Origin of the sequence: Aquipseudomonas alcaligenes NBRC 14159 (assembly GCF_000467105.1) — a bacterium.
GTDB classification, from domain to species: domain Bacteria; phylum Pseudomonadota; class Gammaproteobacteria; order Pseudomonadales; family Pseudomonadaceae; genus Aquipseudomonas; species Aquipseudomonas alcaligenes.
On the sequence record NZ_BATI01000010.1, the window covers coordinates 153,282 to 167,676 of the forward strand.

Genomic DNA, 14,395 nt, shown 5'->3' on the forward strand with positions numbered 1-14,395 from the left:
TCAGTCAAAACGGGGAATAATATTGGCCTTGTCGATCAGATCGATCGGCAGCAGGAATTCGTGGTCGTCCACCAGCACCACCACATCCTGATCCTCCACACCGCGGAGGAGCCCCTGGAAATTGCGCCGCCCGTCGAAGGGCGAGCGCAGCTTGATCTTCACCTGCTCGCCAACGTGCTTGGCGAACTGCTCGAGGGTGAACAACGGCCGATCCATACCCGGCGACGACACCTCGAGGGTGTATTCGCTGCTGATCGGATCCTCGACATCCAGCACGGCGCTGACCTGCCGACTCACGGCCTCGCAATCGTCGACCAGAATGCCGTTGGCATGGTCGATGTACACACGCAGCAGGGAATGTCGCCCCTGGGAAATGAATTCGACGCCCCAGCATTCATAGCCGAGCGATTCCACCACCGGGGCCAACATGGCCTGCAACTGTTCCAGCTTGCTCGACACCCGAAGCCCTCCGCGCATGCCGTAGAAATAAAAAATGGGCGAAACGCCCATCCATCGTGCCGACCGTGCTTAACGCCGGCGGCGGATTGTCCAGCTAGCAAAAAGCCCCTGAATAAGGGGCTTCTCTACAACTGGTTGCGGGGGCTGGATTTGAACCAACGACCTTCGGGTTATGAGCCCGACGAGCTACCAGACTGCTCCACCCCGCGCCAAAGCTGGGCCAAGAGTATACGGACGTTACCCCTGAGGGTCAACCGAACTCCGGGAAACGACAAGGCCCGCGAAGTGCGGGCCCTGCCGAAATATGGTACCGAGGAGGGGACTCGAACCCCTACAGCCTATGGCCACTACCACCTCAAGGTAGCGTGTCTACCAATTCCACCACCTCGGCAAAGAGGGTATTACTTCTGCTCCGGGGCTTCCGGAACGTCAACCTGACCGGCTGCGCCCTTCTGCTCTTCGAGCACCGGAACGTCTTCGACGGCCGGTTTCTGCTGCACTTCAAGAACCGCCGGATCCGGAAGACCTGCTTGCGTCAGATTATCAGCTTTTTCTTTAGCAAAGAAGGCTAAACCCAAGCTGGTAATGAAAAAAGCTGCGGCGAGTATAGCAGTAAAGCGACTCAGAAAGGTAGCAGAACCTTGGCTGCCGAACACGGTAGCCGAGGCACCAGCACCAAAGGAAGCGCCCGCGTCGGCACCCTTGCCCTGCTGCAGCAGAACCAGACCGACAACACCGATGGCGCCCAGCAGATGTACGACGATTACGACTGTTTCCAGCATTTATCTGTTTCCTGCGGCGCGACAGATCGCACCAAACTCATCTGCGTTCAAGGAGGCACCACCAATGAGCCCCCCATCGATATCCTGCATGCCGAACAATTCGACAGCATTGGCGGCCTTGACACTACCGCCGTACAGAATTCTCACACCACGCGCCACTTCGGCACTCTCGGCAGCCAACTGCGCACGAATAGCAGCATGGACCTCCTGAGCCTCCTGCGGCGACGCCGTCAGCCCGGTACCAATGGCCCAGACAGGCTCGTAGGCCACTACGGCCTGCGCGAAAGCACCCACACCGAGCTCTTCGATCACACTGCCCAGCTGCGCCGCGACGACTTCGAGCGTCTTGCCTGCCTGGCGCTGCTCCAGAGTCTCACCGACGCACAGCACCGGAATCAGACCACAGGACTGCGCCGCGGCAAACTTGCGACTGACCTGCTCATCGCGCTCACCCAGAATCAGGCGACGCTCCGAATGACCGACCAGCACCATAGTGCAACCGGCATCGGCCAACTGACTCGGCGCAATCTCGCCGGTAAGCGCACCCTGCATCGGCTCTACCGCACAGTTCTGCGCACCGACGGCAATCGCCTTGCCGTCCAGCCCCGCCAGCACCTGACTGATATACAGACAAGGCGGCATGACTGCGACCTCGACGCCTGTCGGCAACGCCAACTGGCGCAGACCTCTGATCAGCTCTGCGACGCTGGCGCGGGTACCGTGCATTTTCCAGTTACCAGCTACCAGGGGGCGACGCATGCCGAACCTCGTCGTTCAAAGTGGGCGCAGATGTTACCCAAGAGCCTCTACCCTCGCAAGCCGATTCAGGCACAAACCTCGCCAACCACCTTGGCCAGCTCTTCGGCATAGGCGCGCACCTGGGCTTCGTCATCACCTTCGACCATGACGCGCACCAACGGCTCGGTACCGGACTTGCGCAACAATACGCGCCCGCGCCCCGCCATCAGGTCGGTCACGCGGGCACAGGCATCCTTGACCGCAACATGCTCGACCGGATCGACGTCACCAGAGAAACGCACATTGATCAGCACCTGCGGGCACTTGCGTACCGCCTGACGCGCCTCGGCAAGAATCTGCCCGCTGCGCTTGAGCGCCATCAGGACTTGCAATGCAGCAATGATCGCATCACCGGTGGTGGTGTGCTGGCAGCACACCAGATGCCCGGAGTTCTCGCCACCCAACTGCCATTCGCGCTCCTGCAGCTCAGCCATGACGTAGCGGTCGCCGACCTTGGCCCTGACGAAAGGAATCTTCAGTTCGCCCAGCGCAAGCTCCAGCCCGAGATTGCTCATCAGGGTGCCGACCACGCCGCCATGAAGCCGGTCGCGCTCCTGCAGGTCGCGGGCAATGATGTAAAGCAGCTCATCGCCATCGACCGCCGCGCCGGTGTGATCCACCATCAGCACGCGATCACCATCGCCATCGAAGGCGATGCCGAGGTCGGCATGCTGGGCCAACACCTCGGCCTGCAGCGACTCGACATGGGTCGAACCACAGTTGTCGTTGATATTCAGACCGTTAGGCTGCGCCGAGAGGACCGAGACTTGCGCACCCAGCTCGCGGAAGACGCTGGGCGCCACTTTGTAGGTGGCACCATGAGCACAGTCGATGACCAGCTTGAGCCCGGCAAAACTGGTGCTGCTCGGCACGCTGCTCTTGCAGAACTCGATGTAGCGCCCGGCGGCATCGTTGATCCGCGACACCTTGCCGATCTGATCCGACTCCACCACGCTCATCGGCTGGTCGAGCAGCTCTTCGATCATCAGTTCGATCTCGTCCGGCAGCTTGGTGCCCTTGCCGGAGAAGAACTTGAAACCGTTGTCGTGGTGCGGATTGTGCGAGGCGCTGATGACGATACCGGCATCGGCCTGGAACGTACGGGTCAGGTAGGCGATGGCCGGCGTCGGCATCGGCCCCAGCAGCATCACGTCGGCCCCGGCCGCCACCAGACCGGCCTCCAGGGCCGACTCGAACATGTAGCCGGAGATGCGGGTGTCCTTGCCGATCAGGATGCGGCACTTGCCCTGACGACGAAAGGCCATACCGGCCGCCCAACCCAGCTTGAGGATGAACTCGGGAGTGATGGGAAACTGGCCAACAGGCCCGCGGATACCGTCGGTACCGAAGTATTTTCTGCTCATAGTCACTCCAACTTCTTATTCTGCGGCCTGCACGGCGGCGACCATGCGCACCGCATCAACAGTCTCGGCTACGTCATGGACGCGCAGGATGCAGGCGCCCTTGGCCACCGCCAGGGCCGCCAGCGCCAGCCCCCCAGGGAGACGCTCATGCACCTCTCGCCCCAAAGCCTGCCCGATCATGCTCTTGCGCGACACGCCCACCAACAGCGGCCGCCCCAGCACATGCAGTGCGTCAAGGTGTTTGAACAGACTCAGATTGTGCGCCAGGGTCTTGGCGAACCCGAATCCCGGGTCGAGCACGACTCGCTCAGCGGGGATACCCACCTCGGCACAGGCCGCCATGCGCTGTACAAGGAAGTCGCAAACCTCGGCCACCACATTCTGATAGTGAGGATTCTGCTGCATATTGCCCGGCTCGCCCAGCATGTGCATCAGACACACCGGCAGACCGGTATCGGCCGCAGCCTCCAGGGCACCATCACGGCGCAGCGCGCGCACATCGTTGATCAACCCCGCACCGAGGCGAGCGCCCTCACGCATGACAGCAGGCGTCGAGGTATCAAGAGAAATGATCACGTCCAGCTCGGCGGCAATCGCCTCAACCACGGAAGCGACCCGCTCAAGTTCCTCCACGGGAGAAACCGGCCGGGCACCAGGACGAGTGGATTCGCCGCCCACGTCGATCAGGGTTGCGCCAGCCGCCACCATCTCGGCCGCATGGCGCAGCGCCGCATCACGGGCAGCGAAACGACCGCCATCGGAAAACGAGTCGGGCGTGACATTGAGAATGCCCATCACCTGAGGCTGGGCCAGATCGAGCACCCGGCTGCCACAGGGCAGCCGGGGCGAGTACTGCGGAACAATCATTCGCCGGCCTTAGTGCTCGCCAGCCGGACCGCCGATCGGGGTTTCCGGACGCTCCGCCTGCTCCTTGGCGGCCGGCGTACCGGAACCACCCTGCCAGTCACGCGGCTCGCGCGGGGTACGACCAGACATGATGTCGTCGATCTGGTCGGCATCGATGGTCTCGTACTTCATCAGCGCATCGGCCATCATGTCCAGCTTGTCACGATTCTCTTCCAGCAGACGCTTGGCGGTGCCGTAGCAGCCATCAATGATGCTGCGAACTTCCTCGTCGATGGCCTTGGCGGTCTCGCCAGACACATTGGTGGCCTGACTGCCGGCACTGCGACCGAGGAACACCTCGCCCTCCTCCTCCGCGTACATCAGCGGACCGAGCTTCTCGGACAGGCCCCACTTGGTCACCATATTCCGCGCCAGCCGAGTGGCCCGCATGATGTCGTTGGAGGCACCGGTGGTGACCCCGTCGAAACCGAGGGTCATCTCTTCGGCGATACGGCCACCGAACAGCGAGCAGATCTGGCTGGTCAGGGCGCGCTTGGACAGGCTGTAGCGATCCTCTTCCGGCAGGAACATGGTGACGCCCAAGGCGCGGCCGCGCGGGATGATCGACACCTTGTAGACCGGATCATGCTCCGGCACCAGGCGACCAACGATGGCGTGACCTGCCTCGTGATACGCGGTATTGAGCTTCTCCTTCTCGGACATGACCATGGACTTGCGCTCGGCGCCCATCATGATCTTGTCCTTGGCCAGCTCGAACTCCTTCATCTCAACCAGACGCTTGCTGGCGCGAGCGGCGAACAGCGAGGCCTCGTTGACCAGGTTGGCCAGGTCAGCACCGGAGAAGCCAGGGGTACCGCGAGCGATCACCGCCGGCTCGACGTTGTCGCCAATCGGCACCTTGCGCATGTGCACTTTCAGGATCTGCTCGCGACCACGAATATCCGGCAGACCGACCACCACCTGGCGATCGAAACGCCCCGGGCGCAGCAGCGCCGGGTCGAGCACGTCCGGACGGTTGGTGGCGGCGATGACGATGATGCCATCGTTCATCTCGAAGCCATCCATCTCCACCAGCAGCTGGTTGAGGGTCTGCTCACGCTCGTCGTGACCGCCGCCCAGACCGGCGCCACGGTGGCGACCGACGGCGTCGATTTCGTCGATGAAGATAATGCAGGGCGCATGCTTCTTGGCCTGCTCGAACATGTCACGCACACGACTGGCGCCGACACCGACGAACATCTCGACGAAGTCGGAACCAGAGATAGTGAAGAACGGCACCTTGGCCTCGCCCGCAATGGCCTTGGCCAGCAGGGTCTTGCCGGTACCGGGCGGGCCGACCATCAGCACGCCGCGCGGGATGCGGCCACCGAGACGCTGGAACTTGCCCGGATCACGCAGGAACTCGACCAGCTCGCCGACCTCTTCCTTGGCCTCGTCGCAACCGGCGACGTCCGCCAGGGTGGTCTTGACCTGATCCTCGGAGAGCAGGCGCGCCTTCGACTTGCCGAAGCTCATCGGGCCGCCACGGCCACCGCCGCCGCCCTGCATCTGGCGCATGAAGAACATGAACACGGCAATGATCACCAGGATCGGGAAGCTGGCTACCAGCAGCTGGGTCCAGATGCTCTGGCGCTCCGGCTGCTTGCCGACGATCTCGACATTGTTGTCGATCAGATCCTTGATCAGGCCACGATCCTCGATGGCCGGACGCACGGTTTCGAAGGTGGTGCCATCCAGGTTCTTGCCGCTGATGATGTAGCCATCGACAGTGACCTGTTTGACCTTGCCTTCCTGAACCTGCTGGATGAACTCGGAATAGTTCAGCTTGCCGGTATCGCTCGGGCTGGAGAAGTTGTTCATCACCGTGACCAGGACGGCTGCGATGATCAGCCAGAGGATCAGGTTCTTTGCCATGTCGTTCAATTCGCTACCCTCGGAAACGAGCCCCGTCCTGAAACACGTTTCACATGACGGCTGGTGGAGTACCAGCCTAACTTACTACACAACCCCCGCCACAGGCAGGAGCCGTCTGTAACCCTTTATGAGACCTCGACCGGAGCTCACAGTGCCAATACCAGTCTAGATGCAGAGCATGGAGGGCGTTTCCACCCTTAATGGGGGCCATATCGGCAATCACAAGGCCTATCCGGACAACGCAGGCTAATCTGAAGCTTCCCGCACGAATAGAAACGGGCGCGACCGTGCCGGCTCGGGTAGACTACGCGACTTTTCGACCGGCGCGCCGGACACGAGATGGGTAGACCGGAGTCGGTCCCATCGCACGGAGCCGCCTCCCATTGCAACAGGGTCAGATTATGGCGCTTACCAACGAACAGAAGAAACACTTCAAATCTATCGGCCACCACCTGAAACCGGTATTGATCGTGGCCGAGAACGGCCTGACCGAGGGCGTACTGGCCGAGCTGGAGCGCGCGCTCAACGATCATGAGCTGATCAAGGTGCAGTTTCGCCTCACCGAGCGTGACGACCGCCGCGCCCTGATCGACGAACTGGCCAGCGTTGGCCGCTGCGAGCTGGTCCAGGTGATCGGCAAGATGGCACTGATCTATCGCAAGAACCCCAAGCCGAACAAGAACCTGTCCAACATCCATCGCTACCAGGCCTGAAGGCTCGCCTAGCGACCGCGCCTCACTCGCTCCGCTGCCCCGGCAGCGGCTGCAACACCAGCACCAGACCGCACAGCGCCAGCACCAGGTAGTTGAACAGCAACCAGCGTGCGGCATCCGGCTGCCAGTAGCGCACGGCGAAGAACGCCAGCGCCATGGCCAGCACGATCAGCAGCAACTGGCCGCGCAACTCGCGCCACAGACTGGACAGCCCGTGCGCCTGCACCAGCACCATTCCCTGCACCAGCACGCAGAATGCAGCAAAACCGATGAGCAAGGGACTCAGCGCCGCGTCGACCTCCTCGATCAGCAGCGGCGCCAGGCCCATCTTTTCCAGCGCCGGCAGCATCACGAAGTGCAGCAGCCAGAGGCCGCCAACCCAGAAGGTCTGGGCCAGCTGCCAGCTGATGGCGCCCGCGCGCAGCGGTTGGCGCTTAAATATGACGGACTTCGACAATCTCGTACTCGACCAGGCCGCTGGGGGTCTTAACCGCCACCACGTCACCCTCCTCCTTGCCAACCAGGGCACGGGCGATGGGTGAGCTGACCGACAGCTTGCCGATCTTGATGTCGGCCTCGTCCTCGCCAACGATCTGGTAGGTCACGGTCTCGTCGGTTTCGCAGTTGGCGATATCAACGGTGGTGCCGAAGATCACCTTGCCGCTGTGCGGGATGGTGGTGACGTCGATCACCACCGCATGCTGCAAGCGCCCCTCGATATCACGGATGCGCGCCTCGACCATGCCCTGCTCCTCACGAGCGGCGTGATACTCGGCATTCTCCTTGAGGTCACCCAGCTCACGAGCCTCGGCAATCGCCTGGCTGAGCGCGGGGCGGCGCACCTTGGTCAGGTGCGCGAGTTCCTCTTCCAGGGCGCGAGCGCCCTGGACGGTCATGGGGTACTTGTTCATGCCTTGATTCCTGCATGCAGATCCTGCAGCCGGCGCACGGTCTTCTCGGGACCGAACTTGAGCGCCTCGCAGACCGCCTGCCCCGCCGCGATGGTGGTGGTGCAGTAGATCTTGTGCTGCAGAGCGTTACGACGGATCGAGTAGGAGTCAGCGATGGACTGACGCCCCTCGGTGGTGTTGATGATCAGGGTGACTTCGTCGTTCTTGATCATGTCGACGACATGCGGACGACCTTCGGTCACCTTGTTCACCCGGCGCACCGGCAGACCGGCCGCCTCGATCACTTTGGCGGTGCCCGCAGTGGCCACGACTTCGAAGCCCAGCGCCACCAGGTCACGCGCGACCTGCACGGCTTCCGGCTTGTCGTCTTCGCGCACGCTGATGAACGCACAGCCGGAGTTCGGCAAGATCTCGCTGGCGCCCAGCTGTGCCTTGGCGAAGGCCTCGCCGAAGCTGTCGCCGACACCCATGACCTCGCCGGTAGACTTCATTTCCGGGCCGAGGATCGGGTCGACGCCCGGGAACTTGGCAAACGGGAACACCGCTTCCTTGACGCTGAAGAACGGCGGGATGATTTCCTGGGTGTAACCCACTTCGGCCAGGCTCTTGCCCGCCATCACGCGGGCCGCCACCTTGGCCAGCGACTCGCCGACGCACTTGGAGACGAACGGCACGGTACGCGAGGCGCGCGGGTTCACTTCGATGACGTAGATGTCCTCGCCCTGCACGGCCATCTGCACGTTCATCAGACCGACCACGCCGAGCTCCAGGGCCATCTTCTTGACCTGCTCACGGATCTCGTCCTGGATGTGTGCCGGCAGCGAGTAAGGCGGCAGCGAGCAGGCGGAGTCACCGGAGTGCACGCCGGCCTGTTCGATGTGCTGCATGATCGCGCCGATCACCACGGTCTCGCCGTCGCACACCGCATCCACGTCCACCTCGATGGCGCAGTTGAGGAAGCGGTCCAGCAGCACCGGGCTGTCGTTGGACACTTTCACCGCTTCGCGCATGTAGCGCTTGAGCTCTTCTTCCTGGTAGACGATTTCCATCGCCCGACCGCCCAGCACGTAGGACGGACGCACCACCATCGGGTAGCCGATGCCCTTGGACAGAGCCAGGGCCTCGTCTTCGCTGCGCGCGGTGGCGTTGGCCGGCTGGCGCAGGCCGAGGCGCTGGACCATCTGCTGGAAGCGCTCGCGGTCTTCGGCGCGGTCGATGGCCTCGGGGCTGGTGCCGATGATCGGTACGCCGGCTTCTTCCAGGGCGCGGCAAATCTTCAGCGGGGTCTGGCCGCCGTACTGCACGATCACGCCTTTCGGCTGCTCGACGCGGACGATTTCCAGCACGTCTTCCAGGGTCACCGGCTCGAAGTACAGGCGGTCGGAGGTGTCGTAGTCAGTGGAGACGGTTTCCGGGTTGCAGTTGACCATGATGGTCTCGTAACCGTCTTCACGCATCGCCAGCGCGGCATGCACGCAGCAGTAGTCGAACTCGATGCCCTGGCCGATACGGTTGGGACCGCCGCCGAGGATCATGATCTTGTCGCGGCTGGACGGCGCGGCCTCGCACTCTTCCTCATAGGTCGAGTACATGTAGGCAGTGTCGGTGGCGAACTCGGCGGCGCAGGTGTCGACGCGCTTGTACACCGGCAGCACTTTCAGCTTGTGGCGGTGGGCACGCAGGCTCTTCTCGGAGACGCCGAGCAGCTTGGCCAGGCGCGCGTCGGAGAAGCCCTTGCGCTTGAGCTTGAACATCAGCTCAAAGTCGATGGCGGACAGGCCGAGGGTCTTGACCTTCTCCTCGTCCTTGACCAGATCCTCGATCTGCACCAGGAACCACTCGTCGATACGGGTCAGCTCGAACACCTCTGCCACGCTCTTGCCGGCGCGGAAGGCGTCGGCGACGTACCAGATACGCTCGGCGCTGGGCACGGTCAGCTCGCGACGCAGGGTGCTCTCGGCTTCCGGGTCGGCCAGATCGAGCTTCGGATCGAAACCGGCGACGCCGACTTCCAGACCGCGCAGGGCTTTCTGCAGGGATTCCTGGAAAGTACGACCGATGGCCATGACTTCACCCACGGACTTCATCTGGGTGGTCAGGCGGGCGTCGGCCTTCGGGAACTTCTCGAAGGCGAAACGCGGGATCTTGGTGACGACGTAGTCGATGGCCGGCTCGAACGAAGCCGGGGTGCGACCGCCGGTGATGTCGTTGGAGAGCTCGTCGAGGGTGTAACCCACGGCCAGCTTGGCGGCGATCTTGGCAATCGGGAAGCCGGTGGCCTTGGAGGCCAGCGCCGAGGAACGCGACACGCGCGGGTTCATCTCGATGACGACCATGCGACCGGTGTTCGGGCAGATGCCGAACTGCACGTTGGAACCGCCGGTTTCCACGCCGATCTCGCGCAGCACCGCCAGGGAGGCGTTGCGCAGGATCTGGTATTCCTTGTCGGTCAGGGTCTGCGCCGGCGCCACGGTGATCGAGTCACCGGTGTGCACGCCCATCGGGTCGAAGTTCTCGATAGAGCAGACGATGATGCAGTTGTCCTTCTTGTCGCGGACCACCTCCATCTCGTATTCCTTCCAGCCGATCAGCGATTCGTCGATCAGCAGCTCGCTGGTCGGCGACAGATCCAGGCCGCGGGCGCAGATTTCTTCGAATTCTTCACGGTTGTAGGCGATGCCGCCGCCGGTGCCGCCCATGGTGAAGGACGGACGGATGATGCAGGGGAAGCCGACCTTCTCCAGCACGCCGTAGGCTTCTTCCATGTTGTGCGCGATGCCGGAAACCGGGCAGGCCAGACCGATGTCCTTCATCGCCTTGTCGAAGCGCGAACGGTCTTCGGCCTTGTCGATGGTGTCGGCGTTGGCACCGATCATCTCGACGCCGAATTTTTCCAGGATGCCGTGCTTTTCCAGGTCCAGCGCGCAGTTCAGCGCGGTCTGGCCGCCCATGGTCGGCAGCAGCGCGTCCGGACGCTCCTTCTCGATGATCTTGGCCACGGTGGCCCACTTGATCGGCTCGATGTAGGTGGCGTCGGCCATGGCCGGGTCGGTCATGATGGTGGCCGGGTTGGAGTTCACCAGGATGACGCGGAAGCCTTCTTCCTTCAGGGCCTTGCAGGCCTGGGCGCCGGAGTAGTCGAACTCGCAGGCCTGGCCGATGACGATGGGGCCGGCGCCGAGGATCAGGATGCTTTTGATATCTGTACGTTTTGGCATGTTTCTTACTCGAATCCTTGGGTCAGTCGGCGGGGCTTAGCGGCGCTTGGCCATGGCTTCGATGAAGCGATCGAACAGCGGGGCCACGTCGTGCGGGCCCGGGCTCGCTTCCGGGTGCCCCTGGAAGCTGAATGCCGCCTTGTCGGTGCGTTCGATACCCTGCAGGGTGCCGTCGAACAGCGACTTGTGAGTGGCGCGCAGGTTGCCCGGCAGGCTGGCTTCGTCCACGGCGAAGCCGTGGTTCTGGCTGGTGATCATCACCACGCCGGAATCCAGGTCCTGCACCGGGTGGTTGGCGCCGTGGTGGCCGTGGCCCATCTTCAGGGTCTTGGCACCGGAGGCCAGAGCCAGCAGCTGGTGGCCGAGGCAGATGCCGAACACCGGGATCTCGGTCTGCAGCACTTCCTTGATCGCAGCGATGGCGTAGTCGCACGGCTCGGGGTCGCCGGGGCCGTTGGAGAGGAACACGCCGTCCGGGTTCAGCGCCAGCACGTCCTTGGCCGGAGTCAGCGCCGGCACCACGGTCAGGCGGCAGCCGCGCTCGACCAGCATGCGCAGGATGTTGACCTTGACCCCGTAGTCATAGGCAACCACGTGGTAGGGCAGCTCGCTGGCGGCGATTTCCGGGTGGCTGTCGGTTTTCAGATTCCACACACTGGAGCGCCATTCGTAGCGCTCGGTGCAGCTGACCACCTTGGCCAGGTCCATGCCCTTCAGGCCGGGGAAGCTGCGCGCCAGTTCCAGCGCTTTCTCTTCGGTAGCGTCGTCGCCAGCCAGGATGCAGCCGTTCTGCGAACCCTTCTCGCGCAGGATGCGGGTCAGGCGACGGGTATCGATGCCGGCAATGGCGACAGTACCGTTTTCCTTCAGGTACTGATCCAGCGGCTGCTTGTCGCGCCAGTTGCTGGAGATCAGCGGCAGGTCGCGAATGATCAGGCCGGCGGCCCACACGCGGTTGGATTCGGCGTCTTCCGGCGTGGTGCCGGTGTTGCCGATATGCGGGTAGGTCAGGGTGACGATCTGCTGGGCATAGGAAGGATCGGTGAGGATTTCCTGATAGCCGGTCATGGCAGTGTTGAACACCACCTCACCAATGGTATGGCCATCGGCACCAATGGCTTCGCCGCGGAAAATGCTGCCGTCAGCGAGTGCGAGTATGGCTGGCTTAGTCAAGAAGACCTCCCTTAGATCTGCTGCTTGTTCAAACGCAGGTTGTAAAAAAGCGGGATGACGTATTGACCGTCACCCCGCTTCTTTATCTGATTCATTCTGCGTTACTTTTAGTGGACACACTAAAGCGGGCAGCTTACAGGAAAAGCCCTTTTCGGTCCAGCAATTGCATGGACCAAAAAGGTATTTCAGTTCAGGCCCAGCACGTCCTGCATGTCATAAAGACCGGCCGGCTGTGCCTGCAGCCACAGCGCCGCGCGCACCGCGCCCTTGGCGAAGGTCATGCGACTGGAAGCCTTGTGAGTGATCTCCACGCGCTCGCCGTCGGCGGCGAACAGCACGGTGTGGTCACCCACCACGTCGCCGGCACGCACGGTGGCGAAACCAATGGTCTCGCGCTCGCGCGCGCCGGTCTGGCCTTCACGACCATAGACCGCGACCTTCTGCAGGTCACGCCCCAGGGCGTTGGCCACCACCTCACCCATGCGCAGCGCGGTACCGGACGGCGCGTCGACCTTGTGCCGGTGGTGCGCTTCGATGATCTCGATATCGACATCGTCGCCCAGCACTCGCGCGGCAGTATCCAGCAGTTTCAGGCAGAGGTTGACGCCCACGCTGTAGTTGGCGGCGAAGACTATCGGGATCTCCTGCGCCGCCGCCTCCAGCTGCTGCCGCTCCTCCGGCGAGAAACCGGTGGTGCCGATGACCATGGCCTTGCCGGCGCGCCGACAGATTTCCAGGTTCTTCAGGGTCACCGAAGGGTGGGTGAAGTCGATCAGCACGTCGAACTGATCGAGCACGGCATTCAGGTCACCCGCCAGGGTAACGCCGATCTTGCCCTGCGCCGCCAGCTCGCCGGCATCGGCACCGATCAGACTGCTGTCCGGGCGATCCACGGCAGCAGTCAGCTTGGCGCCTTCCGCCTGGCCGACCGCCTCGATGAGGATCTTGCCCATGCGCCCGGCGGCGCCCATCACTGCAATACGTCGCATAGCCGATTCCTTAAATATCGCCGAAGAAACGCTTCATCCCATCGAACCAGCCACTGGCCTTGGGCGAGTGGGAGCTGTCGCCTTCCAGCGTCTTACGGAACTCTTCCAGCAGCTCGCGCTGGCGCTTGTCCAGGTTGACCGGGGTTTCCACCGCTACCTTGCACAGCAGGTCGCCGGCACCGCCGCCACGCACCGGGGCCACGCCCTTGCCACGCAGGCGGAACAGCTTGCCGGTCTGGGTGCCTTCCGGGATCTTCAGCTTGACCCGGCCATCCAGCGTCGGCACTTCCAGCTCGCCGCCCAGCGCCGCGTCGGCGAAGCTGATCGGCACTTCGCAGTACAGGTGCTTGCCGTCGCGCTGGAAGATCGGGTGCTCGCGCACGTTGACCACCACGTAGAGGTCGCCGGCCGGGCCACCATGCGAGCCCGCCTCGCCCTCGCCAGACAGGCGAATGCGGTCACCGGTGTCGACGCCCGCCGGCACCTTGACCGACAGGGTCTTGCTCTCTTCCACGCGGCCCTGACCATGGCAGCTGCCACAGGGGTCGGTGATCATCTTGCCGCTGCCGTGGCAGCGCGGGCAGGTCTGCTGCACCGAGAAGAAGCCCTGCTGCATGCGCACCTGGCCGATGCCGCCGCAGGTGGTACAGGTCACCGGGCTAGTGCCCTTCTTGGCGCCCGAGCCATCGCAGGTCTTGCAACCGACCAGGGTCGGCACGCGAATGGTCACGGTGGTACCGCGCACCGCCTCTTCCAGGTCCAGCTCGAGGGTGTAACGCAGGTCGCTGCCGCGCTGGGCACCGCCACGCGAGCCGCCACGGCCGCCACCGAAGAAATCACTGAACACATCACCGAAGATGTCGGAGAAGTTGGCGCCACCGAAGCCGCCGGCACCGCCGCCGCCCATCTGCGGATCGACCCCGGCGTGGCCGTACTGGTCGTAGGCCGAGCGCTTGGCGGCGTCGGAGAGCACCTCGTAGGCCTCGTTGGCCTCCTTGAATTTCTCTTCGGCGCCCTTGTCGTCCGGGTTGCGGTCCGGGTGGTACTTCATCGCCAGGCGGCGGTAGGCCTTCTTCAGCTCCGCCTCGCTGGCGCCGCGCTCGACTCCGAGCACTTCGTAATAGTCACGTTTGGCCATAAATCCTCAACACCTCTGATTCACAGGCTCCAGACACGCCAACGCGGGAGCAAGCCCCCGCGCGGAGAA

13 protein-coding genes and 2 tRNA genes are annotated in these 14,395 nt (G+C 63.2%); 1 reads left to right on the forward strand and 14 read right to left on the reverse strand.

Features of this window, described 5'->3' with window-relative positions; genetic code table 11:
• The 8 genes from rimP to ftsH form a co-directional block, all read right to left on the reverse strand.
• Positions 1-459 (reverse strand): ribosome maturation factor RimP, encoded by a 459-nt coding sequence (gene rimP, locus PA6_RS08150; protein ID WP_021700426.1) that lies wholly within the window; start codon positions 457-459, stop codon positions 1-3.
• Between the two features lie 132 nt (positions 460-591).
• Positions 592-668 (reverse strand) — tRNA-Met (locus PA6_RS08155).
• Between the two features lie 96 nt (positions 669-764).
• A tRNA-Leu gene (locus PA6_RS08160) sits at positions 765-850 on the reverse strand.
• Positions 851-860: 10 nt separating this feature from the next.
• A complete protein-coding gene (secG, locus tag PA6_RS08165; RefSeq protein ID WP_021700427.1) occupies positions 861-1,241 on the reverse strand; it encodes a preprotein translocase subunit SecG in 381 nt (126 codons plus the stop codon).
• Positions 1,242-2,000, reverse strand: a complete 759-nt coding sequence (tpiA, locus tag PA6_RS08170) for a triose-phosphate isomerase (RefSeq protein WP_021700428.1) — start codon at positions 1,998-2,000, stop codon at positions 1,242-1,244.
• Between the two features lie 65 nt (positions 2,001-2,065).
• Positions 2,066-3,403, reverse strand: coding sequence for a phosphoglucosamine mutase (gene glmM / locus PA6_RS08175; RefSeq protein ID WP_021700429.1), 1,338 nt, complete (start codon positions 3,401-3,403; stop codon positions 2,066-2,068).
• A gap of 15 nt (positions 3,404-3,418) precedes the next feature.
• On the reverse strand, positions 3,419-4,270 hold the full coding sequence (gene folP / locus PA6_RS08180) for a dihydropteroate synthase (protein WP_021700430.1): 852 nt from the start codon (positions 4,268-4,270) through the stop codon (positions 3,419-3,421).
• 9 nt (positions 4,271-4,279) lie between these two features.
• A complete protein-coding gene (gene ftsH, locus PA6_RS08185) occupies positions 4,280-6,184 on the reverse strand; it encodes an ATP-dependent zinc metalloprotease FtsH (RefSeq protein WP_021700431.1) in 1,905 nt (634 codons plus the stop codon).
• Positions 6,185-6,585: 401 nt separating this feature from the next.
• Here ftsH and yhbY point away from each other — a divergent pair, with 401 nt between their 5' ends.
• Positions 6,586-6,897: a ribosome assembly RNA-binding protein YhbY gene (gene yhbY / locus PA6_RS08190; protein ID WP_021700432.1), complete on the forward strand. Its 312-nt coding sequence runs from the start codon at positions 6,586-6,588 to the stop codon at positions 6,895-6,897.
• A gap of 22 nt (positions 6,898-6,919) precedes the next feature.
• Here yhbY and PA6_RS08195 read toward each other — a convergent pair whose 3' ends face one another.
• The 6 genes from PA6_RS08195 to dnaJ form a co-directional block, all read right to left on the reverse strand.
• Positions 6,920-7,321 (reverse strand): hypothetical protein, encoded by a 402-nt coding sequence (locus PA6_RS08195; RefSeq protein ID WP_043216457.1) that lies wholly within the window; start codon positions 7,319-7,321, stop codon positions 6,920-6,922.
• A 10-nt stretch (positions 7,322-7,331) separates the two neighbouring features.
• Complete coding sequence (greA, locus tag PA6_RS08200; RefSeq protein ID WP_021700434.1) at positions 7,332-7,808, reverse strand: transcription elongation factor GreA; 477 nt, start codon at positions 7,806-7,808, stop codon at positions 7,332-7,334.
• Complete coding sequence (gene carB, locus PA6_RS08205; RefSeq protein WP_021700435.1) at positions 7,805-11,026, reverse strand: carbamoyl-phosphate synthase large subunit; 3,222 nt, start codon at positions 11,024-11,026, stop codon at positions 7,805-7,807. Before carB ends, greA begins: the two co-directional genes overlap by 4 nt.
• Positions 11,027-11,062: 36 nt before the next feature.
• Positions 11,063-12,199: a glutamine-hydrolyzing carbamoyl-phosphate synthase small subunit gene (carA, locus tag PA6_RS08210; protein WP_021700436.1), complete on the reverse strand. Its 1,137-nt coding sequence runs from the start codon at positions 12,197-12,199 to the stop codon at positions 11,063-11,065.
• Positions 12,200-12,384: 185 nt separating this feature from the next.
• The gene (gene dapB / locus PA6_RS08215; RefSeq protein ID WP_021700437.1) at positions 12,385-13,188 is read right to left on the reverse strand and encodes a 4-hydroxy-tetrahydrodipicolinate reductase; all 804 of its coding nucleotides are present in this window, start codon (positions 13,186-13,188) and stop codon (positions 12,385-12,387) included.
• A 10-nt stretch (positions 13,189-13,198) separates the two neighbouring features.
• Complete coding sequence (gene dnaJ / locus PA6_RS08220; protein WP_021700438.1) at positions 13,199-14,326, reverse strand: molecular chaperone DnaJ; 1,128 nt, start codon at positions 14,324-14,326, stop codon at positions 13,199-13,201.
• Positions 14,327-14,395 lie beyond the last annotated feature (69 nt).

Excerpts from the sequence above, each read along its gene's own strand:
- secG (WP_021700427.1), bottom strand. The coding sequence starts at position 1,241 with ATGCTGGAAACAGTCGTAATCGTCGTACATCTGCTGGGCGCCATCGGT.
- tpiA (WP_021700428.1), bottom strand. The coding sequence starts at position 2,000 with ATGCGTCGCCCCCTGGTAGCTGGTAACTGGAAAATGCACGGTACCCGC.
- glmM (WP_021700429.1), bottom strand. The coding sequence starts at position 3,403 with ATGAGCAGAAAATACTTCGGTACCGACGGTATCCGCGGGCCTGTTGGC.
- folP (WP_021700430.1), bottom strand. The coding sequence starts at position 4,270 with ATGATTGTTCCGCAGTACTCGCCCCGGCTGCCCTGTGGCAGCCGGGTG.
- ftsH (WP_021700431.1), bottom strand. The coding sequence starts at position 6,184 with ATGGCAAAGAACCTGATCCTCTGGCTGATCATCGCAGCCGTCCTGGTC.
- yhbY (WP_021700432.1), top strand. The coding sequence starts at position 6,586 with ATGGCGCTTACCAACGAACAGAAGAAACACTTCAAATCTATCGGCCAC.
- greA (WP_021700434.1), bottom strand. The coding sequence starts at position 7,808 with ATGAACAAGTACCCCATGACCGTCCAGGGCGCTCGCGCCCTGGAAGAG.
- carB (WP_021700435.1), bottom strand. The coding sequence starts at position 11,026 with ATGCCAAAACGTACAGATATCAAAAGCATCCTGATCCTCGGCGCCGGC.
- dapB (WP_021700437.1), bottom strand. The coding sequence starts at position 13,188 with ATGCGACGTATTGCAGTGATGGGCGCCGCCGGGCGCATGGGCAAGATC.
- dnaJ (WP_021700438.1), bottom strand. The coding sequence starts at position 14,326 with ATGGCCAAACGTGACTATTACGAAGTGCTCGGAGTCGAGCGCGGCGCC.